Raw genomic sequence first — 24022 nt, 5'->3', positions numbered from 1 at the left:
GAAGACAAGAACCATGGGAATGCTTCTTATCTACAAGAAGCTAACTAGGAGGATACGCCGACATTGCCTTTTCCACAGCCTCCCGAATCGCATCCGCGCGCTGGCTCTGATTGCCCTGGCTGGCGGTTTCGGCGCTGGCGCTCCAGACCGGCTGGCCGCTGCCCGCGTCGAACAGATCGACCCGCACCACCACAACCTGCTCCTGATAAGTACGCACGATCGGAACGCTGTTGTACATGCCGTAACCACCACCGTAACGGTTGTAGCCACCATAACCGCCGCCGTAATAACCGTAGTCGTCCTGAACCTGACGCAAGCGGGTTTCCAGGTGCAGGTTGGCGCTGACGAACAGGTCCGCCGGGCGATTGTCGTGCAACGGGCGCAAGCCACGCTGATCGAGGGCATTGCTGACCGCTTCAGCCACTTGCGCCGAATCCGCCCAGGCCGAGCCCGGCGGCAGTTGCCCGTTGAGCCAGGCCCAACTGCGGTAACGCCCGTAGTCCCGAGGCGCCGCCGGATAAGCGCTGCGGTCGAAGGTATTCGCCGCTTGCGGTGGGGCTGGCGGCAAGGGGTTGGATGTCGCCACATAAGGGTTGCTGCCCTGGCAGGCCGCCAACCCCAGACACATCAGCAGTAACCCTGAACGCGCTTTCATTTCGTTCTCCGATCAGATCGGCCGGCAGATCCAGTGCAAGTAGCGCCCAAGCCCGGCAAAGCTTGGGTGACGACGGTGGGCCAGCTCCATTTCCAGCAAGTCCACCAGTTCGGCGCGGGCCTGGAATTCCACCGGCATGTAGTCGTGGAAAACCCGTACCCCGCTTTGAGTTTCGACCTGCCACATACCTTCAAGTTGCGCCGCCAGTTCTCGTGGATCAAGGGGCTGTTGCGGGGTCAGGCTCTGCTTCTCGCCGGCCATGTCGTTCTTGCGCATCTTGCGAAAGTGGCCCTTGAGCAGGTTGCGGTAAATCAGCGCGTCGCGGTTATAGAAGGCCAGGGACAACCAGCCATCCTTGGTGGTGAGCTGATGCAGCACCGGCAGGATCGCGTGGGGTTCGGCGAGCCATTCCAACACGGCGTGACACAGCACCAGGTCGTAGGGTTCGGTGAGTTGGCCGAGCAAATCCTGCCACGGCGCCTGGATGAAGGTCGCGTTCTGCCCGGCGTCGGCGAAACGTTGGCGAGCGCCTTCGAGCATCGGCGCGGCCGGTTCGGCGAGGGTGACGTCATGCCCGCGTTGGGCCAGCCACAACGACATGTGACCCAGACCGGCGCCGATGTCCAGCACTCGCAACGGACGATCCGGCAAGGTTTCGGCCAGATCGGCCTGCAACACCGCCAGGCGAATCGCGCCTTTGGCCCCACCGTAGATTTTTTCGGCGAAACGGGTCGCCAGCTGATCGAAATGACGGTCGCTCATCAGCTGAACCGCCGTTCGCTGTCCGCGAGTTTGCTGCGCACCACTTCGTTCATGTCCAACCCCAACTCGCTGCACAGCAGTAATAGATAGAGCACGATGTCGCCGACTTCCTGCCCGGCATGCGCGAGTTTGTCCGCCGGCAACTGGCGCGACTGGTCTTCGGTCAGCCACTGGAAGATTTCCACCAGCTCGGACATTTCCACGCTCGCGGCCATGGCCAGGTTTTTCGGGCTGTGAAATTGCCGCCAGTCGTTGCGGTCGCGGATGGCGTGCAGGCGTTCGGTCAGTTCAACAAGGTTCATCGGGCTCTCCTGAAGGCGTATAGCTTCGGGGGGATGGGCAATGAAGGCAAGGCCTTCTCCTGTAGGAGCGAAGCTTGCTCGCGAAGGCGGCGTGTCAGTCGGCATTAATGTTAAATGTACCGCCGTCTTCGCGAGCAAGCTTCGCTCCTACAGGGTTCATCAACAGGCCGGATACTTTGCGCCATACTCACACGATCCCGGCATCAGGGAACTCGGCACCGCGATCCGTGGCCCAAGTCTGGCGCGGCAAACTTGCCACCACTTTCATCAGGACGCCCACATGCAGGTAGAAAGTTTTTTCGAATGGCTCGGCCAGGCACTCGGTTCGGTCATCCGCTTTATCGTTGACGGCCTCAGCGGTCTGTTCAACCTCCTCAGTCACGCCGGCGGCAACTTCGTCGAAGGGCTGTCCCGGGCGCTGGGCATGGACACATCGATCATCAGCATCATCGCGCTGATCCTCGGGCTGATGCTGTTGTGGTCGGCGATCCGGGCGTTCATGAATGCGTCGATCATCATGGGGATTATCTGGTTGCTGCTGGGGCTTTGGTTGCTTAGCTGGATAATCCACTAACACCGCCAATCCCCATGTGGGAGCGAGCCTGCTCGCGAAAGCGGTGGCACATCCAGCATTGATGTGACTGACAACCCGTCTTCGCGAGCAAGCCCGCTCCCACAATGAATCGCTGCGGATTCAGATGTATCGCTACAATGCCCGCTCCCCCAAGGAGCCTGCATGTCCAACCTGATCGCCGACTGGCGCGACCGCCCGACCCACCGCAAGGTCTGGGCCCTCGCCGCGCCCATGATCCTCTCGAATATTTCCGTACCGCTGGTGACGCTGGTCGACAGCACCGTCATCGGGCACTTGCCCCACGCTCATCAGTTGGGCGCCGTCGCGGTGGGCGCCAGCCTGTATACCTTTCTGGCCTGGGGCATGGGTTTTCTGCGCATGGGTACGACCGGGTTCGCCGCACAAGCGGCCGGGCGCGGGGATGGTGCGGCGTTGCGGCAGATCTTGTTGCAGGGTCTGTTGCTGGCGATGGGCCTGGCCATCGTGCTCGGGGCGGCGGGGATTCCGTTGAGCGGTGTCGCACTGCACTTCATGCAACCCTCGGCGGAACTGGATCAACTGACCCGGGATTTCTTCCACACCCGGTTATTCGGCCTGCCCGCCGCGCTGGCCAGTTATGCGCTGGTCGGCTGGTTCCTCGGCACCCAGAACGCCCGGGCGCCGTTGGCGATTCTGCTGGGCACCAACCTGGTGAACATCGCGCTGAACCTGTGGTTCGTCCTCGGACTGGACTGGGGCGTGGTCGGCGCGGCCCGGGCATCGGTGATCGCCGAGTGGACCGGCGCCCTGATCGGCCTGTGCATGACCCGCAAAGCCCTGCGCGCCTATCCCGGCCATATCGCCTGGGCCGCCCTGGGCATATGGCAGAGCTGGCGCCCGTTGCTGGCGGTCAATCGCGACATCTTCATTCGCAGCCTGGCGCTGCAATCGGTGTTTTTCCTGATCACCGTGCAAGGCGCGCGACTGGGCGACGCTACGGTCGCCGCCAATGCGCTGCTGCTCAACGGTTTGCTGCTGACCGCACACGCCCTTGATGGTTTGGCCCACGCCGTGGAAGCCCTGTGCGGCCACGCCATCGGCGCGCGGGATCGAGATTCGCTGCGCCGTTCATTGGTGGTGGCCGCCGGTTGGTCATTGATCGCCAGCCTCGGTTTTGCCGCGCTGTTTCTGTTTGCCGGGCACTTGTTTATCGAGATGCAAACCAACATCCAGAGCGTGCGCGACACCGCGTTCATCTACCTGCCCTACCTCGCCGCCCTGCCGCTGATTGCGGTCTGGAGTTACCTGCTCGACGGGCTGTTTATCGGCGCCACCCGCGCCCGGGAAATGCGCAACGGCATGCTGTTGACCGTTGCGCTGTTGCTGCCCTTCGCCTGGGCGCTGCAAGGCCTGGGCAATCATGGGCTGTGGATAATTTTCCCGCTGTTCATGTTGCTGCGCAGCCTGACCCTCGGCGTAATTGCCTGGTATTTGCGCAATAACGACGGCTGGTTTACCGGCCGTGCTCACTGAGTCGGCGTGGCCTTGATGAAGGAAGTGACTTCGTCCAGCACCGGCGCCAAACCGCGCATTGGCCGGGACAGCGTCGCCACCAGCGTGGCGTGGCCGGTGCGCGAATAATACCGATCCTGAACCGGCACCCCGGCCGCGCGCAGTTTGCTCGCCAGACCGCTGGTGTTGCGGGTCGGGTTGACCACCTCATCGTCTCTGGACGCGATCAACAACGCCGGCGGCGCTGCGTGACTGACATGATTGATCGGCTGGGATTGCGGCGGTGAGTCCGGCCAGAAAAACACCGGGCGCACCTCGGGATTCTGGATCGGCAGGAAGTCATAGGGTCCGGCCAGGCCGATCCAGCCACTGAGATCCCCCGGCGACATGCCCACTGCCCCGAGTAACTGTGGGTCCAGCGCCAGCATCGCCACGTTGTAGGCCCCGGAGCTGTGGCCCATCAGGTACAACCGTTTCGGGTCACCAGAAAACTGGCGAATGTGTTCATGGGCCCACGCCACAGCCTTGGCGCCATCCTCAAGAAACAATGGATAACGCACCTGCGGATACAGCCGATAATCCGCCAGCACCGCGACTATCCCTCGGGACGCCAATGCCTCGCCGACAAAGCTGTAGTCGCTGCGAGAACCGCTGTTCCAACTGCCACCGTAGAAAAACACCACCACCGGGGCGTTTTCCGCAGGGTGCAGTGGCACGTACACATCGAGCTTCTGCCGTGGATCACTGCCATAGGCAATGCCTTCGGTTTTGTTGAAGCTGCCGTCGGGTGTCAGGGCATTCAGCATTTTCAGCGACGAGCACGCGCTTATCGCGGCCAGTAAAACCCCGCCGACCAACACACTGAACAACCTGCGAATTGCGCTCGCCATAGGGGTGAATCCTCGTGTTCAGGGTTGATCGCCCTGCCACCGGTTGCGCAGATGATCGAGCCGTTCCTGCTGGGTCAGCCCCGGCCAGGGCTGCGCCGGCAAAGCGCCGGGATGCTGCAAGCGTAGCCACAACCAGCCATCCAGCGCCGGGCGCTCGCTGAAGCCCAGCGCCAGGCCTTCCTGCACATGGGACCACAAGCGGTTGTAATCAGTGCCGGTGGATCGGCTCCAATGCCAGGTGTGTTGCTCCAGCAGACAGGTTTGCAGTTTTTCCCGCTGGCGCAGGCTGAGGGTTTCTTCCACCGCCAACGGACTGACTTCCAGCCCGGGATTGAGCAATCGCTGCCAACCCTGACTGCCGATTGCCCGGTCGGCCCAGGTGCCGCCGAACCAGCGCAACTGGCTGATCGGGCCGAGCCAGCGACTCAATTCCTCGGCATCACAGGCATCAAAGAAGTAGCTGGCGCAATGCGGGTTGTAATAGCTCAGTAATGCCCGGTGATGCAGGCCGAACGTCACTGTAAGCATGCGCCGCAAATGCGCCAGCAAGTGCGCTGCCGGCGCCTCGCTGACCAGCAGCAGGCCTTGCCAGGCATGCGGTTCGCTGTAGCAGAACTCGATCAGCGCCGGACAGTCTCGCAGCTCCACCAGGGCGGGCCCCTGCTCGCGCATCCCGCGCAACTCCGTGCCTTCGAATAACCAGGATGGACGTACATCACGGAATTGCTGCAACAAAGTTGTCGCCGCCAGAGGTGCGCCGGGCACATCCAGCAACAGCCATTGCGAGGTCAGGTCAGGCGTCTGCACGCCGATCATGCGGCACCGCTCTGACCAAACAACGTCGCCGCCCGACAGGCGCAGACCGATTCCCGGCAATGACTGAAACTGCCGCCACCGGGTATCAGGCACAGCAGCACCAAGGGCTCACTCGATTGCAGCAGCGTCAGTAAGCCGTCGGGTGCTTGAGGCTCCGGGGGCGGTACTTCAATGACCTTGACGGCGGGCGGGCGTTGAAGCAGTCCGGTGATCAGCGGTTGATCCGGATCGCCTTCGATGAAACTGACCACCACCTCAGCCCCCGCCAGCCACTGCCCCGCGCCTTTCAACTCAGGGGCCAACGGCAACCAACAATGGCCGGGCGTTGCGCCTTCACCTTGATAAAGCCAGTCGAACTGCACTGCAACCGGTCGCGACGGATCGGGGTGCACCTCTTCGACATCGACAACCCAGGCCCTTTGCAGACTGAGCATTCGCGGTTTCGCCGGCACTTGGGTCGTCATCCAGGGCGCTTCCCATGGCACCGCACGGATGGTGTTGGAATAGGAAAACAGCGGATCCTGGCCGGCCTGATGCTCGACCTCGATCAATCGCCACAGTGCATTCCACTCGCTCACCGGATGTCCGGCCAGTGGCATCAACTGACCACTGCGCAATGTCATCAAGTCCGTACGGGCCTCGGCGACAGGCACCGTCTTCATCCCGACTTGAACTTCGAACCGACACACGGTTTCGTCCTGAAGAACCAACGCTTCAGCGCGGCGCGACACTCCGTGGCCGTCACCGATAACCAGGCAATGCCCGCGACGGGAATGCTCGAAATGGTAGTGAAGGCGTTCCTCGGCGCACAGGCGCTGGAAAAACTGCAAATCCGATTCGCGGTATTGCGTGCAGAAATCCCGGGGCAAGTAGTCGCCACTCAATTCCAGACGCCAATCCTTGCCGGCAATGCCGTGCTCCTTGAGCACCTGGGCAAGAATCTGCGGCACCGATTGCGCGCTGAACATACGCTGGCTGAAACGCTGGGCCAGGCACGCCAGTTTCGGCCGCAGGCGCACACGGCACAGTCGCGACAAGGCGCCGTGCTCGCGCTGGACGAGTTGATGCAATTGCCCGTGGATACCGTTGCCGGCGTCTTCGAATTGCAAGAACGCCGAACGGTACAGCAGGCTGGCAAGGTCCAGGCTCGGGTCATCGATCAGCAGATCCACTTCGAACTCAAACGGCTCGCTAATGGCTTCACTGCCGGTAAAGGCCAGGACCTCAAAGGCGTCGGGCAGGCCCGCTACATCCAGCCGAAAGGACGGCTCGTTGAGTGGATCGAACATCGGCGATTCTCTACAGGAGGGGCGGCTGGGGATTCTCGCTGAGAGACATGGCCGAGTAGAGTGCCGAAATACAACTTAGGAAATGACCTACGCGAAAAGAAGACCACATCGCTTTAATAGCCGTTGATGTCAGTCATTTCGCTTGGAAAGAGAGAAGCGTCTCACCAGGTCATCTGAAATTTCCGCAGTGTACGGAACATTTTCAGACAACCTGATGGGAACGGTGCCTTACCTCAAGAAGACAGGTAAGACGAACGGGTCAGGCCCAGGCGCAGTGCGTCGAGGAACTGGGTCCGCTCGGCCGCGGTGATGCGCGCACTGGCGCACTTGTCACGGTAGTGGGTCATCAACTCTTCCGGCGACAAGTGCACGTAGCGCAGCATGTCTTCGATAGTGTCGTGGGTCTCGATACCGGCGTGGTACACGCTGCCGTCGGCATTCTGGTAGATGTTCACCGAGTCGGTGTCACCGAACAGGTTGTGCATGTCGCCGAGAATTTCCTGGTAGGCGCCGACCAGGAAGATCCCCAGCAGGTAGTCCTCACCTTCATTCAAGCCGTGGACCGGCAGGCTGGTCTCGATGCTTTGCTCGTCGACGTATTGCTTGATCTTGCCGTCGGAGTCGCAGGTCAGGTCTTGCAGTACCGCACGGCGCATCGGCTCTTCGTCGAGACGGTGCAGCGGCAGGATCGGCAGGACCTGGCCGATGGCCCAGGTGTCCGGCAGGCTCTGGAATACCGAGAAGTTGCAGATGTACTTGTCGGCAAGCTTGTCGTTGAGTTCGTCGAGCACTTGGCGATGGGAGCGCTGACGGGCCTTCAACGAGTTGTGCAGGCGACGGCAGACGGCGAAGTAGCATTGCTCGGCCAGGGCTTTTTCCGCCAGGGTCAGCTTGCCATCGGCGTACTGGGTCGCGATGTCACTCATGTAGTGCGTGGCGCGCCAGTAGGTTTCGGTGACCATTTCAATGTCGGTCGGACCCAGCAGGTCAACCAGCCATTGCACGGTTTCCGGCAGCGATTCCTTGTTTTCGATGACTGGCACGTCGTCGTTATGTTTCTCGACGTCAGTCACCTGCACCACCAGCATGGCGTGGTGGGCGGTCAGGGAACGGCCGCTCTCGGAGAAAATGTTCGGGTGCGGCAGGCTCTGCGCGTCGCAGAATTCCTTGAGCATCCCGACCACGACACCGGCGTAATCGTCCATGTCGTAGTTGATCGAGCTGGCGTTACGCGAGTGCGTACCGTCGTAGTCCACGCCCAGACCGCCGCCGACGTCGATATGGTCCACCGGCAGGCCGAGGTTGCGCAGTTCGCCGTAGTAGCGGATCGCTTCCTTGAAACCGTGCTGGTAGTCCGCCAGGTTGGCGATCTGCGAGCCCATGTGGAAGTGCAGCAGGCGAATGCCCTGATCCAGGCCAGCGGCGCGGAAACGCTCGACCACCGACAGCAGTTGCGCCGCCGACAAACCGAACTTGGACTTCTCGCCACCGGTGTCCGCCCACTTGGACGATGCCAGGGACGACAGGCGCACGCGCAGACCGACCTGAGGCTTGACCTTCAGCGAGGCGGCTTCTTCGATCACCAGCTCAACTTCGGATTCTTTCTCGATCACGATGAACACGTTGTGGCCAAGCTTCTGGCCCATCAGCGCCAAACGGATGAACTCACGGTCCTTGTAACCGTTGCAGACGATGGTGCCGCCCTTCGGCGCCAAGGCCAATACGGCCAGCAGCTCAGGCTTGGAGCCAGCTTCCAGGCCGATGGAAACGTCCTGGGTGGCGATGATGTTCTCGATCACCGCTTCTTGCTGGTTGACCTTGATCGGGTACAGCGCGGTGTACTTGCTCTGGTATTCCAGGCGTTCGATGTTGGAATCGAAAGCGCCGGTCAGCTGACGCACGCGGTCTTGCAGGATATCCGGGAAACGCACCAGCAATGGCAAGGACAAACCGCTCTTGCGCAGCTGGTCGACTTGCTCGAACAGGTCGATAGGCGAACTGGTCGGACCGTTCGGACGAACTTCGACGCGACCGGCGTCATTGATCGCGAAATATCCGGCCCCCCAATGGCGAATCCCGTAAACACTGCGGCTGTCCGCAACTGTCCATTGGCTGCCATCGTCTTTGCGTGTGCGTCTTACGGACATCGAAGTCCCCTATAAAGAAGTCATAGAGCGTCGCCTGGGTTCAGGCCGGCGCAGTCTAAAGTATGAAAATGACGGTTCGTCAACGAGGGATAGACCTCGCTGACTGCAGTGAGTTTAGAAACCAGTCAGAACAGGCTCTGTGAAAACCATGTGGGCGACGCCAGGCCTGCTGTCAGGACCGGATCAAGCCGAGGGTGGTTTTCACAGAAGCTGCTAGCCGCCGGACTTCTTCGCCTTGAAACCCAGTTTGATCAGCTCAGCCAAGAGTAGCTCGACATGATCGCCCTGGATTTCGATGATGCCGTCTTTCAACGCACCGCCGGTGCCGCAACGTTTCTTCAACGTGGTGGCGAGAGCCGTGAGCTCGTCGAGGGCCAACGGCACGCCGGTGATGGTGGTCACCGTCTTGCCGCCACGGCCCTTGCTTTCGCGACGTACGCGAGCAATGCCGTCGCCGGCCGGGATCACGGTTTGTTTGCAGATACAGGCGTCCACCGGTTTGCTGCAATCCGGGCAATGACGACCTGCGTCGGTGGAAAATACCAGGCCACCAAGGGCGGCGAAGGATGCGGCTTTTTTGGCCACCGGCAATCCTCTTGGGAGGACAAAGACTGGTCGCGGCAACCTGGGCAGGTGCCATCGACCGCGAAGCCCCACTCAGGCAGGGGCAGCGCTACTGAACCGTTACATCTCTGCGCAGGATCGTAGGATCGTAGGAGCTGACGAGTACAACGAGGCTGCGATCTTTTGATTTTTCTTTTGAATCAAGATCAAAAGATCGCAGCCTCGTTGCACTCGTCAGCTCCTACGGGCCCTACGAGCCCAACAACAAGCCATACCGGTTCAGCTTGAAAAGGTCGCGCAGTGTAACGGCAAAAAGCCGACTTGCTAAGAGCCAATCAGCGCCAATTTATGCCTCTTTTGCGACGCCGGTTTGCTGCGCCTTCAGATAACGCTTCAACGCCGCCAAAGAGTCCGGGCAATAAGGCTTTTGCTGGATTTCCAGCATCACCTGATCGATCGGGATAAACCGCGCTTCGAGCACCTCTTCCGGCTGCAGGATCAATGGACCGTCCCACACCGCCGAAAACGCCGAACACCACAGCCGATTGCCGGTGTCTTCGAAGAAAAAATGATCATGGGCGGTCAATTCCACACCGCTCACACCCAATTCTTCTTCCAGCTCACGGGCGGCGGACTCGGCATAACTCTCGTTAGCCTGAACCATGCCCCCCGCTGCCACGTCCCAATAACCGGGATAAATGGCTTTGCTCAGGGTGCGTCGATGCACGCAAAGCTCACCGGCCGAGTTGAACAGCATGATGTAGGTGCCGCGCCCGATCAGCCCGCGCTCGCGCAAATCGCTGCGCACCAGAGCGCCGAGCAGGTTGTCCTGCTCGTCGACCCAAGCGATCTGTTCGGCATCCGAGGCCGCGCGATGGGCGGCCTCTTTGGCTTTATCGACCATGACTCAGCCCTGATTGAGCAGTTGACGCAGATCGATTACGGCCGCGTTGGCCCGGGAAATATAGTTGGCCATGACCAGCGAGTGGTTGGCCAGCACCCCGAAGCCGCTGCCGTTGAGGATCATCGGGCTCCAGACCGGCTCTTGCGAAGCCTCCAGCTCACGAATGATCTGGCGCACGCTGACCGTGGCGTTTTTCTTCGCCAGTACGTCGGCGAAGTCGACTTCGATGGCGCGCAGCAGGTGGGACAAGGCCCAGGCCTGACCGCGCGCTTCATAGAACACGTTGTCGATCTGCATCCACGGGGTTTCGACGATTTCCTCATCAACCTGCGGCACTTGGCCCGGCACCACCACTTCGGTTTTCAGCGAAGTGTTGAGCTTGACCCGGCCAACACTGGCCGACAGGCGTTGTGACAGCGAACCCAAACGAGTCCCGACGTCACCCAGCCAGTTGTTCAGGTTGTCGGCACGCGCATAGAACAAGGCGTTTTTCTGCGCCGGATCGGACAGGCGCGCCTGGTAGCGACTCAGGGAATTGATGCCTTCCTGATATTCCGACTCACTGGATGGCAACACCCAGCTCTTGTTATCGAAGTTGAAACGCGGCTCGGCCTTGGCCAAATCGGAATCTTCCGCCGACTGCGATTGCGACCGCGCAAAGTCTTTACGCAGGGCGCGGGTCAGGTCGCGGACCTGGACCAGCACGCCATATTCCCAGCTCGGCATGTTGTCCATCCACAGGCCCGGCGGGAAGCGGTCGTTGGAAATGTAGCCGCCCGGTTTGGTCAGCAACGTGCCGGCGACGGTCTTGAGGGTTTCCACCGTGGTGTAGCCGACGACCATTTGCTTGCCTTGTTGCTCAGCAGCCACTTGGGCATTTTGCTGGACCGGAAACAGCGCAGGCTCTTCGCTCCAGTACCAACCCAGGCCAATGGTCACCAACAGGTAAATGACAATCAGAGTGGCCAGCGCCCGGCTGAACAACAGGCCGCTGATATAGCTGCGGGTGGCCGATTTCGGTTCAGCGGCACGTTCAGGTGCGCTGCCCGCGCGGTTCTTCCAGTCCAGCATGGCGATATCCTTTCAATCACTTGAGTTCATCGGTTCGACCACAACCCTACGCCATCGTGCCGCTTTTTACCGCGCCTAAATCCTGCGCGAAACAGCGAGCCATACAATCGCAGTGATCGAGGCGTCACTATAAATGAAGCACAGACTTTGTAGCAGCTGCCGAGCCTGCGAGCCTGCGTTCGGCTGCGCAGCAGTCGTTAAACCTGAGCACTAGGTCTTCCTGGAACACCGAGCGGCCTGATTTCACGACGGCTTCGCCGCCGAACGCAGGCTTCGCCAGCTGCTACAAGGACCTGCGCGACCAGTCGGTCAGGAACTGAATGAGGTCGCTTTGCAGATTATTGACGTACGACACTCATGTTACGGAAAAGAGGTGCTAGCATAGAGCCACCAGTCGATCTCAGCATGCACCCTAACTAGTAGTCAGGATATGACCGAGCCAGAAGACCCCAGCCGTGAGCGCCTCAAGCACCACTTTGCCCAGCGGGTAATTCATCAGGCACGTCAGATTCTTGAGATATGGCAGCGCCTGCAACGCAGCGAGTGGTCCACTACCGATTTGTCCGAGCTGAGCGAGGCCAACCTGCGCCTGCTGCGTTTTGCCGAGCGCTTCGAACAACCGGAACACTCGCAACTGGCGCGCCACATCGGCCAGTCGCTGGAGGCCGTGGACGCCAATCGCGGACGCCTGAGCAGCGGCTTGATCACTGACCTCAATCGTTTGATGCAGCGTTTGTCGCGCACCGGCCTGCGTCACGGCGATCAACTGGACCAGACGTTCCTGCCGCCGCTGCGCAAGCCGATCTACGTGATGCTGCAAGATCACGATCGCGCCGAGCGATTGGCCAAACAACTGGAATTCTTCGGGCTCAGCGCCCAGTCCCTGGACAGCGTGTCGGCGTTTCGCTCCTCGATGGTCGAGCGGTTGCCGGCGGCGATTGTCATGGACGTGGACTTCAGCGGTCCCGGCATCGGCCTGAAACTGGCCGCCGAAGCCCAGGTTGGCCTTGACGAGCCCTTGCCACTGTTGTTTTTCAGCCTGCACGAAACCGACACCCCGACCCGCCTCGCCGCCGTGCGCGCCGGCGGCCAGGAATTCCTCACCGGCACCCTCGAAGCGTCGAGCCTGCTGGAGAAGATCGAAGTCCTGACCTGCGTCGCCCAGTACGAACCGTATAAAGTGCTGATCATCGACGACTCCCGCGCCCAGGCCTTGCACACCGAGCGCCTGCTCAATAGCGCCGGGATCGTCACGCGGACCTTGATCGAGCCGATCCAGGCCATGGCCGAATTGGCAGACTTCCAGCCTGATCTGATCATCCTCGACATGTACATGCCGGCCTGCACCGGGACCGAACTGGCCAAGGTGATCCGCCACAACGACCGTTACGTCAGCGTGCCGATCATTTACCTGTCGGCCGAAGACGATCTGGACAAGCAGCTCGACGCCATGAGCGAGGGCGGCGACGACTTCCTGACCAAACCAATCAAGCCCCGGCACCTGATCACCACCGTGCGCAACCGCGCAGCCCGGGCGCGCAATTTGAAGGCGCGGATGGTCCGTGACAGCCTAACCGGTTTGTACAACCACACTCATATTCTGCAATTGCTCGAAGACTGCTCGTTCCGCGCCCGTCGCGAGAACAAGCCGCTGAGCTTTGCGATGCTCGATATCGATCACTTCAAACGGGTCAACGACAGCCACGGCCACCCCATGGGCGACCGGGTGATCAAGAGCCTGGCGCTGTTTCTCAAGCAGCGGCTGCGCAAGACTGACTTCATTGGTCGTTACGGCGGCGAAGAATTCGCCATCGTCATGCCCGACACCGATGTCGAATCGGCCCACAAGGTGCTGGATGAAATCCGTCAGCGCTTCGCCGAAATTCACTACCCGGCCCAGCCGCAGGACCTTTGGTGCACCTTCAGCGCCGGGGTGGTCGAGCTGCGCGAAGATTCCGACAGCCTGATGATGGCCAGTCAGGCGGACGAGGCGCTGTACCGCGCCAAGGACGCCGGACGCAATCGTGTGCAAGCGGCGCGGGCGTCAAAGCAAAGTGCCACTTTTTCATCGGAATCCACCGAGTCGGTCATAACCCTGTAACACAAACGCAATAAATTCAGGCGCTTACCATTCTGCCGTTGGTAGATCCGCCATGCGCCTGAAGCTGCTGACCAATCTCAATACCCTCCTGCTTGTCGCCGTGTGCGTCGCCCTCGGCGCCACGCTGTGGTGGTCGCAAAAAGCCCTGGAGCGCCCCTATCTGTTGATGGAGCGCTACTTGGGTTTGTCCCAGCAATTTCAAAATGAAGTGGCGCGTAACGTCGAGGATTACCTGTCCAGCGGCGATGCCTTGCGCCTGAGCAGCGCCAGCCAGGCCATCGACGGCTTGCAAAAAGAACTCACCGAACTGCCGCCGGCCTTGGCCGAAACCTTGCGCCCGAGCCTGTCGAGCCTGGAAGAATTCAGCAAGACCGACCTGCTGGCCGCCGGCAAACTTGCGGGCGATCCGCAAGCGCTGTTGCTGCAAGCTGAACGGGAGTTGGGCGCGAGCCTCGATCAACTCAGCCAATACGCCAGCGCCAACGCGACGTATCTGGCGCCGCTGCTCGCCGCCTCCCAGCACTTGGGCAAGCTGTCCCTGGCAAGGGACAAACTGGTCAGCAGCGGTCGCAGCGAACTGGCCGCCGATGTCGAGCGTGAAGTCGCCAACATCCGCACCCAGGCCGAGCAACTGGATGCTTTGCCGCTGCTCGGCGTGACCACCAGCAGCGAATCGAGCACCGATGACTTCGCCTCGCTGATGGGGCTGGAGAATACCGAGAAAGCGGTGGCCGAAGATGCCGGGGTCGGCCTCAAGCGCGAACTCAACAGCCTGCTCACTCGTTACCCGGCGGAACTGGCGCGCACCCGCGATCAGATTCAGAAACGCGCCGACCTGAGCGCCGCGACGCACACGAAAATCACCGCCGTGCAGCAAGCCATCGCCGGCCTCGAACCGGTGGTGCGCGCCCAACACGGGCAGATCCAGGGCGAAGTGCGCTTGATGCAAGGGCTGATGATCGGCCTGATTCTGCTGATCGCGCTGCTGATCGACACCTTGCAACGGCGTCTGGCGCGCACCCTGACCAATCTGGCGCCCGCCCTGTCGACCTGGGCCGAGGGCGACTTCAGCCAAGACATTCAACTGGGCAAGACCAACCGCGAACTGCATGACATCCAGGCTTCGCTCAACCGCTTGCGCGCTTATCTGGTGGATCTGGTGGGGACCATTCGCCTCAATGCCGAACAGGTTGCCGGCAGCAGCCGAACCTTGGCCGAGCTGAGCAACGACCTGCACAGCGGCGCCGAACATCAGGCCGGCGACACCGCGTTGATCCGCGATTCTCTTGGCGAACTTGAAGCCACCATCCAGCAAGTGGCCGGCGATGCCAGCCAGGCCGCCGACGCCAGTCGCAATGCCGGGCTGGCGGTGGAACAAGGGCAGAAAGTCATCGGCCTGAGCCTTACCGGATTGCATGCATTAGTCGGCGAAGTGCAAGGCAACGCGCAGATGATTGAACACCTGGCCGAAGAGTCGGCGACCATCGGCGGCGTGCTGACGGTGATCCGCTCGATTGCCGACCAGACCAACCTGCTGGCGCTGAACGCGGCGATCGAAGCGGCACGCGCCGGGGAGATGGGCCGCGGTTTTGCAGTGGTTGCCGAAGAAGTGCGCTCACTGGCGCAACGCACTGCCGGTGCCACGTCCGAGATCCAGACCTTGATCGCCGGCCTGCAAACCGCCGCGCGGCAATCGGTGGAAGGCATGCGCGCCCAGGTCGAACACGCCGAAGCCACCGCCAACCAGGCGCAAGCGGCGGACGGCGCGCTGGATAAAATCGTCGGGGCGATCCAGACCATTGCCGACACGGCGGTACGCATCGCCGATGTCACGGCACAACAGAGCGGTGCGGTCAGCGAGATCCGCGATCACAGCGAGCGGATTCACCAACTGGGTAGGGATAACTTGCTGAGGATTGGTCAAGGGCGTGAGCAAGGGGAAAATCTGTTGGTGCTGGGCGGGCGACTGCATACCGCCGTCCAAGCCTTCCGCGTCTAACAGAACACCCCATACCCGTAGGAGCGAGGCTTGCCCGCGAACCAGGCGACGCGGTTTTTCAGGCACACCGCGTTATCGTTCTTCGCGGGCAAGCCTCGCTCCTACATTTGGAATGCGTTCCCAATGTGGGAGCGAGCCTGCTCGCGAAGGCGCCAGAACAAGCACCACAACATTCCAGGCCCTGCACACCCGCCGACTGTCCGCTATCATGCCCACACTTTCGATACGCGAGATTGTCATGCGCCGTTTGCTTTGCCTGCTGCTTTTAGTGCTCGCCCTGCCGGCCTCCGCCACCGGGTTGCTGGACAGTCGGCCCAGTTCAACGCTGGGTTCGATCAACAACAGCGCCGATTTCCTGCCGGTACGCGAAGCCTTCCAACTGAGCCTGGTAGACAGCACGCCGCAATCGATCAAGCTGCGTTTCGTCGCCACCGAGGGTTATTACCTCTACCGCCACCGCTTCCAGTTTCGCGCCGATCCGGCCGATGTCACGCTGGGCGCTGCGCAACTTCCCGACGGTGAAAAGAAGCACGATGAGTACTTTGGCGATGTCGAGGTTTACCACCGAATCCTCGACGTAGAGCTGCCACGCACTGATCAACGCGCATTCTCCCTGGCCGTGACTTATCAGGGCTGCGCCGACAAAGGCCTGTGCTATCCGCCGGAAACCGAGCGGTTGAGCATTGACGGCAGTGGTGCGGTGGTCGCCGACAAGGTCGTCAGCACAACCGCGAGCTGGAACTGGCGCGAACTGGCGCTGTTTTTCCTCGCCGGCCTGGGCCTGACGTTTACCCCGTGTGTGCTGCCGATGCTGCCGATTCTTTCCGGCGTGGTGTTGCGTGGCCAGGTCGGCGGGCTGCGTGGTTTCAATCTGTCGTTGGCCTATGTGTTGCCGATGGCCGCGTGTTTCGCCCTGCTCGGTGCGCTGATGGGCATGTTCGGCGCGCAACTCAATCTTCAGGCACGCCTGCAATCGGCCTGGGTGCTGGTGCCGTTCGCGACGTTCTTTGCAGTGTTTGCGCTGGCGATGTTCGGCGTCTTCGAACTGAAACTGCCGCACTTCATCAGCAGCCGACTCGACCGGATTGCCGGACGCACCGAAGGCGGCTCGTTGTGGGGCGCAGCGGTGTTGGGCGTGGTTTCCAGCCTGCTGGTTTCGCCTTGCGTCTCGGCGCCGTTGGCCGGTGCATTGCTGTACATCAGCGCCAGTGGCGATGCCTTGGGCGGCGGTTTGAAACTGTTTGTGCTGGGCCTGGGCATGGGCGCGCCGCTGTTGCTGGTGGCCACCGGCGGCGCGGCGTGGCTGCCGAAAAGCGGGCCATGGTTGATTTACGTAAAAAATGCGATTGGTGTGCTGCTGCTGGGGTTGGCGGTGGGCTTGCTCAGTCGAGTGATACCCGGCCAGATCACCTTGTTGTTGATCGGTTTGTTGGCTGGCGGCGTCGGTTTGTTCATGGGCGCGCTGGAGTTCGTCTACAAACCTCCTCGAAAACGCTTGGGGCAATTGCTGGGGATGTTCCTGGTGTTTTATGCCCTGGCCTGTTGGTACGGCGCCTTCAGCGGCCAGACCGATCCGTTCAATCCCATCGGCCAGCCGCGTACTGTTGTGACCACCGGACAGACGCAAAACACCAGCACCTGGCAAACCGTCAGCACGCCTGGCGACCTTGATCGCGTCCTCGCCGAAGCCAAAACGTCTGGCACCCCGCTGCTGCTGGACTGGTACGCCGACTGGTGCATCAGCTGCAAAGTCATCGAACACGAAGTGCTTAACGACGCCAAAGTCGTCGAAGGCCTCAAGGGTTATCGCCTGATCCGCTTCGACATCACCGCCAGCAACGCCGAGCAACGCGCCCTGCTCGACCGCTATAAATTGTTCGGCCCTCCGGCGCTGATGTTTTTCGGCAAGGACGGCGCCGAACGCGCCGATGTGCGGGTCATTGGCGAGATCAATGCAAAAGACTTCGCCGAACGTGTAGCGAAAGCAAATGACCGGATTTAATAAGCCGGTCACAAATTTCGCGCAAACATCGGCCATCGTGCTGGCTATTGCATAGAACTGGACAGTCACAAAGGCTTTGCGGCATAGTCGCCGGGTTCTGACAATTGCACACAGATAACAAGGAACAGCAGATGGCGACGCTACTGGTTCTGCACGGACCCAACCTGAACTTGCTCGGCACCCGCGAACCGGGCACCTACGGCGCTACGACACTGGCGCAGATCAACCAGGACCTGGAACGCCGTGCCCGCGAAGCCGGCCATCATTTGCTGCACCTGCAAAGCAACGCCGAGTACGAATTGATCGATCGCATCCACGCCGCTCGCGGCGAAGGTGTGGATTTCATCGTGATCAATCCAGCAGCTTTTACACACACAAGCGTCGCATTACGTGACGCGCTGCTGGCGGTGAGCATCCCATTCATCGAAGTGCATTTGTCTAACGTGCACAAACGCGAACCTTTCCGCCATCACTCTTACTTCTCCGATATAGCGGTGGGAGTGATCTGCGGCCTTGGCGCCAGCGGTTATCGACTGGCCCTGGAGGCCGCACTAGAGCAGCTTGAAAGACAGGCAACGGCTTGAACAACAAGCGTTGAACGCCCCTGACCGACCCTTGGGAGTTGATGATTCATGGATATCCGTAAAGTTAAGAAACTGATCGAATTGCTGGAAGAGTCCGGCATCGACGAGCTCGAGATCAAGGAAGGCGAAGAGTCCGTTCGCATCAGCCGTCACAGCAAGACTCCGGCTCAGCAGTACTACGCACCAGCGCCAATGCACGCTCCGGCCCCGGCACCTGTTGCCGCTGCTCCGGTAGCTGCCGCTGCCCCTGCTGCTCCGGCCGCGCCAGTACTGAACGGCACCGTTGCCCGTTCGCCAATGGTCGGCACCTTCTATCGCAAATCTTCGCCAAGCTCGCCGTCCTTCGTTGAAGTCGGCCAGACCGTGAAGAAAGGCGACACCCTGTGCATCGTTGAAGCGATGAAGATGATGAACCACATCGAAGCTGAAACCAGCGGTGTGATCGAATCCATCCTCGTCGAAGACGGCCAGCCGGTTGAGTACGACCAACCGCTGTTCACCATCGTTTGAACCGCGGAGAGACTTTGATGACTGCGAAGTTGGAAAAAGTTCTGATCGCCAACCGCGGTGAGATCGCCCTGCGGATCCTGCGTGCCTGCAAAGAGATGGGCATCAAGACCGTCGCCGTTTATTCCACGGCTGACAAAGAGCTGATGCACCTGGGTCTGGCGGATGAATCCGTCTGCATTGGTCCGGCATCGGCTGCAAAGTCTTACCTGCACATTCCGGCAATCATCGCCGCTGCTGAAGTGACCGGCGCTACCGCCATTCACCCAGGCTACGGTTTCCTCGCGGAAAACGCCGATTTCGCCGAACAGGTCGAGAACTCCGGCTTCGCCTTCATTGGCCCGAAAGCCGACACCATTCGCCTGATGGGCGACAAGGTATCGGCCAAGCACGCCATGATCGCTGCCGGCGTACCGACCGTTCCAGGTTCCGACGGCCCGCTGCCGGAAGACGAAGAAACTGCCCTGCGTATCGGCCGTGAAGTCGGCTACCCGGTGATCATCAAGGCCGCTGGTGGCGGTGGTGGTCGCGGCATGCGCGTTGTGCATAAAGAAGAAGACCTGATCTCCTCGGCCAAACTGACCCGCTCCGAAGCTGGCGCGGCGTTCGGCAACCCGATGGTCTATCTGGAAAAATTCCTGACCAACCCACGTCACGTGGAAGTCCAGGTGCTTTCCGATGGCCAGGGTCACGCGATCCATCTGGGCGACCGCGATTGCTCGCTGCAACGTCGTCACCAGAAAGTGCTCGAAGAAGCGCCGGCACCGGGCATCGACGAGAAGGCTCGTGCCGAAGTCCTCGCTCGCTGCGTCAAGGCGTGCATCGACATCAACTACCGTGGCGCAGGTACTTTCGAGTTCCTGTACGAGAACGGCGCGTTCTATTTCATCGAAATGAACACCCGCGTTCAGGTTGAGCACCCGGTATCGGAAATGGTCACCGGCATCGACATCGTCAAGGAGATGCTCAGCATCGCCGCTGGCAACAAGCTGTCGTACACCCAGGAAGACGTTGTCATCCGCGGTCACGCACTTGAATGCCGGATCAACGCCGAAGACCCGAAAACCTTCATGCCAAGCCCAGGCACGGTCAAGCATTTCCACGCTCCAGGCGGCAACGGCGTTCGCGTCGATTCGCACCTGTACAGTGGCTATGCCGTTCCGCCGAACTACGATTCGTTGATCGGCAAGCTGATCACCTACGGCGCAACCCGTGACGAAGCCCTGGCGCGCATGCGCAATGCGCTGGACGAAATCGTTGTCGACGGGATCAAGACCAACATCCCGCTGCACCGCGACCTGGTCCGCGATGAAGGCTTCTGCAAAGGTGGAATCAACATCCACTACCTGGAACACAAGCTGGCTAACCAGCATTAAGATGTGATCCAGACCAACAAAGCCGCTTTCGAGCGGCTTTGTTGTTTCTGGAGATTACTGACCTCTGTAGGAGCGAGGCTTGCCCGCGAAGAACGATGACGCGCTCTACTTGATAGATCGCGTCGCCTGGTTCGCGGGCAAGCCTCGCTCCTACAAAGAGCACGTCGGCCCGGTATGCACCGACCTTGTCGTCTTCTGCCGCGCGCTCGCGTAAACTTGCGCGCTTCTCGCAGCCCGCTAGGCTGCAATCAATATTTTTCAAAGGTGCCCGCCATGCCTTGGCTGCAAGTCCGTCTCGCCATCAGCCCAGAACAAGCCGAAACCTACGAAGACGCTTTCCTTGAAGTGGGCGCCGTGTCGGTGACCTTCATGGACGCCGAAGATCAGCCGATCTTCGAGCCGGAACTCAACACCACGCCGCTGTGGTCGCATACCCATCTGCTGGCCCTGTTCGAGGATGGCACCGAAGCCGCCAGTGTATTGGCCCACATGGAATTGCTGACCGGCGGCCCACTGCCGGAGCATCACAGCGAAATCATCGAAGATCAGGACTGGGAACGCAGCTGGATGGATGGCTTTCAGCCGATGCGTTTCGGCGAGCGCCTGTGGATCGTGCCGAGCTGGCACGCCGCGCCGGAGCCGGATGCGGTGAATTTGCTGCTCGACCCGGGTCTGGCGTTCGGCACCGGCACCCACCCGACTACCGCGCTATGCCTGGAATGGCTCGACGGCCAGGACCTGAAGGACTGCAATGTGCTGGACTTCGGTTGTGGCTCGGGGATTCTGGCCATCGCCGCCCTGCTGCTGGGCGCCAAGGAAGCTGTCGGTACCGACATCGACGTGCAAGCCCTGGAAGCCTCCCGCGATAACGCCGGGCGCAACAACATTGCAGAAGCGTTGTTCCCGCTGTACCTGCCGGAAGACCTGCCGCAGGTTCAGGCTGACGTACTGGTCGCGAATATTCTCGCCGGCCCGCTGGTTTCACTCGCGCCGCAACTGTCCAGCCTGGTCAAGCCGGGTGGTCGCCTGGCGCTGTCGGGCATCCTTGCCGAGCAAGGTGAAGAAGTCGCCAAGGCCTACGCCCAGGACTTCGATCTGGACCCGATTGCCAATCGTGATGGCTGGGTGCGCATCACTGGCCGTCGGCGCTAGAATGAGCGCCTGCATAATCCGGATCGCCGCATGACCGACAGCTTCGTCACTCAGTGCCCGCATTGCCAAACCAGTTTCCGCGTCAGCCATGCTCAATTGAGCGTGGCCCGTGGGGTGGTTCGCTGTGGCTCCTGCCTGCAAGTGTTCAACGCCGCCAAGCAACTGCTTGAGCAGCGCGCCGGCAAGGACGCGGTCAAACCGGTCGCCCCGGCTGTCGTCGAGCCGCCGGTACGGGCCATCAGCCAAAAGCAGTGGTCAGCCACCGAGATGGATCTGGACAGTCTCGACCTGGATCAGGAGCTCGCCCGACTCGAGCAGCGAGAAATCCAGCCGACCACGGAATTTGGCCGGCACCGCGAAAACGGCCTGAGCGCTCGCCGCGACTCTCTGGAGCACGACGAAGAGCCCTGGTCCGACAGCCTCTTCAGCGAATCGGCGGCGGATCGCGCCCAAGCGGTCGAAGCCGACCAACGGGACACGCAGGCAGAATCGAGCAAGCACTCGCGCACTGAACCTTCGTTCTCGCTGGAACCGGTTGATCTGGACGACGAGCCGCATGTGCCGCAACTGCGCCTGAATGATCCGCTCGATATGCCCCTGCACCACGATCGTCTGTCGGCAACCGATGCACCTGACGACGACCTGCCCCCGATTGCGCCCTTGCGCAAGCGACACGAACGCAGCGAGTCGACGGAACGTGTCGACGCCTTGCAGGACCTGAGCGACGACCCGCTGCAACTCGATTGGCAAAAGCGCCGCTCGCCCTGGGGCCGACGGTTTTTCTGGCTGGTGCTGATCCTGCTGGGCGCCGGCGCGCTGGTCGGTCAGTACGTCGCCTACCATTTCGAAGAACTGGCCCGCCAGGACCAATACCGTCCGTGGTTCCAGCAACTGTGCCCGCAAATCGGCTGCACCGTGCCCTCCAAGGTCGACATCGCCAAAGTCAAAAGCAGCAACCTGGTGGTGCGCAGCCATCCGGACTTCAGCGGCGCGCTGGTAGTGGATGCCATCATTTATAACCGCGCGGCTTTCTCCCAGCCTTTCCCATTGCTGGAACTGCGCTTTGCCGACCTCAACGGCCATCTGATCGCCAGTCGTCGCTTCAAACCCGGCGAGTACCTCAACGGCGACCTCGAAGGGATGGCAGAGATGCCACCACAAACGCCGATCCACATCGCGCTGGATATCCTCGATCCAGGCCCCAAAGCGGTGAACTACAGCCTGAGCTTCCATTCGCCCGAGTGAAACGCTTCAGTGCTCCGGGATTGACGGCGGTTTTCTGACTTTGCCCGCCTGGACCAAACCGCTGGCGATAACAGAATAACTGTTCAGATTTTGTTCAATTCAGCCTTTATCCAGTCATCGAGAGCGGGTATCATGCCAACCCTTTTTCGAACTCTCATGATCCGGCCCCACAACAGGGAAGTCCTATGTCGGCGGTACGCATCGGTCCATATACATTGCACAACGGCTTGATCCTCGCCCCGATGGCGGGGGTCACCGACCAGCCCTTTCGTCAGCTGTGCAAGCGACTGGGCGCAGGACTTGTAGTCTCGGAAATGGTCACCAGCGACATGAGTTTGTGGAACACCCGCAAATCGCGGATGCGCATGATTCACGAAGGTGATCCCGAGCCACGCTCGGTACAGATCGCCGGTGGCGATGCGCAGATGCTGGCGGATGCGGCCCGGGCCAACGTCGAACTGGGCGCACAGATTATTGATATCAACATGGGCTGTCCGGCGAAAAAGGTCTGCAACAAGGCCGCCGGTTCCGCGCTGTTGAAAGATGAAGCACTGGTGACCGAGATCCTGCAGGCCGTGGTGGCTGCGGTTGATGTGCCGGTCACCCTGAAGATCCGCACGGGCTGGGACCGGGACAACAAGAACGGTCTGACCGTGGCGAAGATCGCCGAGCAGGCAGGTATCACGGCGCTGGCGGTCCATGGCCGCACCCGTGCTGACCTGTACACCGGTGAAGCCGAGTACGACACGATTGCCGCGATCAAGCAGGCGGTGTCGATTCCGGTCTTCGCCAATGGCGACATTGATTCACCCGAGAAGGCCCGGTACGTGCTCGACGCGACCGGTGCCGATGGCCTGTTGGTAGGCCGGGCTGCCCAGGGGCGGCCATGGATTTTTCGCGAGATCGACCATTTCCTGCGTACCGGCGAGAAACTCCCGGCGCTGGAACTGATCGAGGTGGAACGCATTCTGCTAGAGCATCTGGCTGCGCTGCACGTCTTCTATGGAGATGTCATGGGCGTACGCATTGCTCGAAAGCATGTGGGCTGGTATCTCGCAACCTTGCCGGGCGCCAGGGAGTTCCGCGCCCACTTCAATCGTTTGGAAGATACGGAAGCACAATGCGCCAACGTTCAGGGCTTCTTCGCCGAACGTTACAAGAGCCTGACAGGGGACGGAGACGAGGTGGCCGCATGACGATGATGACCGAGACTTTAGTGAGTGGAACAACACCCGTGAGCGACAACGTGAATTTGAAACAGCACCTCAATACGCCGAGCGAAGAAGGTCAGACCCTTCGCGGGAGTGTCGAGAAGGCGCTGCACAATTATTTCGCCCACCTTGAGGGCGCTGCCGTCACGGATGTGTACAACCTGGTGCTCTCCGAAGTCGAGGCTCCCCTGCTCGAGTGCGTGATGAACTACGTCAAGGGTAACCAGACCAAGGCCAGCGAGCTGCTCGGACTGAACCGAGGCACGCTGCGCAAGAAACTCAAGCAGTACGATTTGCTGTAAGCATTCAATCAAACCAGAAAGGCGCCCGCGTAAAAACGGTCGCCTTTTTTGCTGACTCCTTTGCTTTTGATGGAAATT

General features: G+C 60.7%; 22 protein-coding genes. 12 read left to right on the top strand and 10 right to left on the bottom strand.

Annotation, left to right across the window (positions count from 1 at the left end):
- Positions 1–40: 40 nt before the first annotated feature.
- Genes LOY68_RS03265 through LOY68_RS03255 form a run of 3 tightly spaced genes read right to left on the bottom strand, consistent with a single transcriptional unit; the run spans position 41 to position 1719 of the window.
- Positions 41–655, bottom strand: coding sequence for a DUF4136 domain-containing protein (locus LOY68_RS03265; protein ID WP_265042848.1), 615 nt, complete (start codon positions 653–655; stop codon positions 41–43).
- 12 nt (positions 656–667) lie between these two features.
- Positions 668–1417, bottom strand: a complete 750-nt coding sequence (locus LOY68_RS03260) for a methyltransferase (protein WP_265042846.1) — start codon at positions 1415–1417, stop codon at positions 668–670.
- Positions 1417–1719 carry a MazG-like family protein gene (locus LOY68_RS03255; protein ID WP_007951009.1) on the bottom strand — a complete coding sequence of 101 codons (303 nt, stop codon included), beginning with the start codon at positions 1717–1719 and terminating at the stop codon, positions 1417–1419. Before LOY68_RS03255 ends, LOY68_RS03260 begins: the two co-directional genes overlap by 1 nt.
- A gap of 280 nt (positions 1720–1999) precedes the next feature.
- Between LOY68_RS03255 and LOY68_RS03250 the strand changes: the two genes are divergently transcribed.
- The gene (locus tag LOY68_RS03250; RefSeq protein ID WP_054044011.1) at positions 2000–2293 is read left to right on the top strand and encodes a hypothetical protein; all 294 of its coding nucleotides are present in this window, start codon (positions 2000–2002) and stop codon (positions 2291–2293) included.
- A gap of 162 nt (positions 2294–2455) precedes the next feature.
- Positions 2456–3805 carry an MATE family efflux transporter gene (locus LOY68_RS03245; RefSeq protein ID WP_265042833.1) on the top strand — a complete coding sequence of 450 codons (1350 nt, stop codon included), beginning with the start codon at positions 2456–2458 and terminating at the stop codon, positions 3803–3805.
- On the opposite strand, the gene LOY68_RS03240 is transcribed toward LOY68_RS03245, so the two are convergent.
- From LOY68_RS03240 to LOY68_RS03210, 7 genes are all read right to left on the bottom strand, one after another.
- Positions 3799–4674: an alpha/beta hydrolase gene (locus LOY68_RS03240; protein ID WP_265042831.1), complete on the bottom strand. Its 876-nt coding sequence runs from the start codon at positions 4672–4674 to the stop codon at positions 3799–3801. The genes LOY68_RS03245 and LOY68_RS03240 overlap by 7 nt on opposite strands.
- A gap of 18 nt (positions 4675–4692) precedes the next feature.
- Complete coding sequence (locus LOY68_RS03235; RefSeq protein WP_265042829.1) at positions 4693–5490, bottom strand: DUF4123 domain-containing protein; 798 nt, start codon at positions 5488–5490, stop codon at positions 4693–4695.
- Positions 5487–6779, bottom strand: coding sequence for a contractile injection system protein, VgrG/Pvc8 family (locus LOY68_RS03230; protein ID WP_265042828.1), 1293 nt, complete (start codon positions 6777–6779; stop codon positions 5487–5489). The genes LOY68_RS03235 and LOY68_RS03230 overlap by 4 nt, the downstream gene beginning before the upstream one ends.
- Before the next feature lie 233 nt (positions 6780–7012).
- Positions 7013–8926 carry an arginine decarboxylase gene (gene speA / locus LOY68_RS03225; protein ID WP_054044016.1) on the bottom strand — a complete coding sequence of 638 codons (1914 nt, stop codon included), beginning with the start codon at positions 8924–8926 and terminating at the stop codon, positions 7013–7015.
- 213 nt (positions 8927–9139) lie between these two features.
- Positions 9140–9511: a translation initiation factor Sui1 gene (locus LOY68_RS03220; RefSeq protein WP_054044017.1), complete on the bottom strand. Its 372-nt coding sequence runs from the start codon at positions 9509–9511 to the stop codon at positions 9140–9142.
- A 325-nt stretch (positions 9512–9836) separates the two neighbouring features.
- Positions 9837–10394 carry an NUDIX hydrolase gene (locus tag LOY68_RS03215; protein WP_265042824.1) on the bottom strand — a complete coding sequence of 186 codons (558 nt, stop codon included), beginning with the start codon at positions 10392–10394 and terminating at the stop codon, positions 9837–9839.
- A gap of 3 nt (positions 10395–10397) precedes the next feature.
- On the bottom strand, positions 10398–11465 hold the full coding sequence (locus tag LOY68_RS03210; protein ID WP_054044019.1) for a DUF2333 family protein: 1068 nt from the start codon (positions 11463–11465) through the stop codon (positions 10398–10400).
- 430 nt (positions 11466–11895) lie between these two features.
- On the opposite strand from LOY68_RS03210, the gene gcbA reads away from it, so the two are divergent.
- The 10 genes from gcbA to fis all read left to right on the top strand — a co-directional run bounded on the left by gcbA (position 11896) and on the right by fis (position 23944).
- A complete protein-coding gene (gene gcbA, locus LOY68_RS03205) occupies positions 11896–13566 on the top strand; it encodes a diguanylate cyclase GcbA (protein WP_054044020.1) in 1671 nt (556 codons plus the stop codon).
- A 52-nt stretch (positions 13567–13618) separates the two neighbouring features.
- On the top strand, positions 13619–15565 hold the full coding sequence (locus LOY68_RS03200) for a methyl-accepting chemotaxis protein (RefSeq protein WP_265042821.1): 1947 nt from the start codon (positions 13619–13621) through the stop codon (positions 15563–15565).
- A 238-nt stretch (positions 15566–15803) separates the two neighbouring features.
- Positions 15804–17567: a protein-disulfide reductase DsbD gene (locus LOY68_RS03195; protein WP_265042819.1), complete on the top strand. Its 1764-nt coding sequence runs from the start codon at positions 15804–15806 to the stop codon at positions 17565–17567.
- A gap of 131 nt (positions 17568–17698) precedes the next feature.
- Entirely contained in the window at positions 17699–18151 is a 453-nt protein-coding gene (aroQ, locus tag LOY68_RS03190; protein WP_054044023.1) for a type II 3-dehydroquinate dehydratase, read from the top strand.
- 48 nt (positions 18152–18199) lie between these two features.
- A complete protein-coding gene (accB, locus tag LOY68_RS03185; protein ID WP_054044024.1) occupies positions 18200–18661 on the top strand; it encodes an acetyl-CoA carboxylase biotin carboxyl carrier protein in 462 nt (153 codons plus the stop codon).
- A gap of 17 nt (positions 18662–18678) precedes the next feature.
- Positions 18679–20034 (top strand): acetyl-CoA carboxylase biotin carboxylase subunit, encoded by a 1356-nt coding sequence (accC, locus tag LOY68_RS03180; protein ID WP_054044025.1) that lies wholly within the window; start codon positions 18679–18681, stop codon positions 20032–20034.
- Positions 20035–20307: 273 nt separating this feature from the next.
- The gene (prmA, locus tag LOY68_RS03175; protein WP_054044027.1) at positions 20308–21186 is read left to right on the top strand and encodes a 50S ribosomal protein L11 methyltransferase; all 879 of its coding nucleotides are present in this window, start codon (positions 20308–20310) and stop codon (positions 21184–21186) included.
- Between the two features lie 30 nt (positions 21187–21216).
- Positions 21217–22431, top strand: a complete 1215-nt coding sequence (locus LOY68_RS03170; protein ID WP_265042816.1) for a DUF3426 domain-containing protein — start codon at positions 21217–21219, stop codon at positions 22429–22431.
- A 185-nt stretch (positions 22432–22616) separates the two neighbouring features.
- The gene (gene dusB, locus LOY68_RS03165) at positions 22617–23627 is read left to right on the top strand and encodes a tRNA dihydrouridine synthase DusB (RefSeq protein ID WP_008153758.1); all 1011 of its coding nucleotides are present in this window, start codon (positions 22617–22619) and stop codon (positions 23625–23627) included.
- Positions 23624–23944 (top strand): DNA-binding transcriptional regulator Fis, encoded by a 321-nt coding sequence (gene fis / locus LOY68_RS03160; protein ID WP_007907419.1) that lies wholly within the window; start codon positions 23624–23626, stop codon positions 23942–23944. The genes dusB and fis overlap by 4 nt, the downstream gene beginning before the upstream one ends.
- Positions 23945–24022: the final 78 nt, after the last annotated feature.

The sequence above is a fragment of the Pseudomonas sp. B21-053 genome (assembly GCF_026016365.1).
In the GTDB taxonomy this organism is placed as follows: Bacteria; Pseudomonadota; Gammaproteobacteria; order Pseudomonadales; family Pseudomonadaceae; genus Aquipseudomonas; species Aquipseudomonas nunensis.
This window is presented reverse-complemented; position numbering and strand designations above follow the sequence as displayed.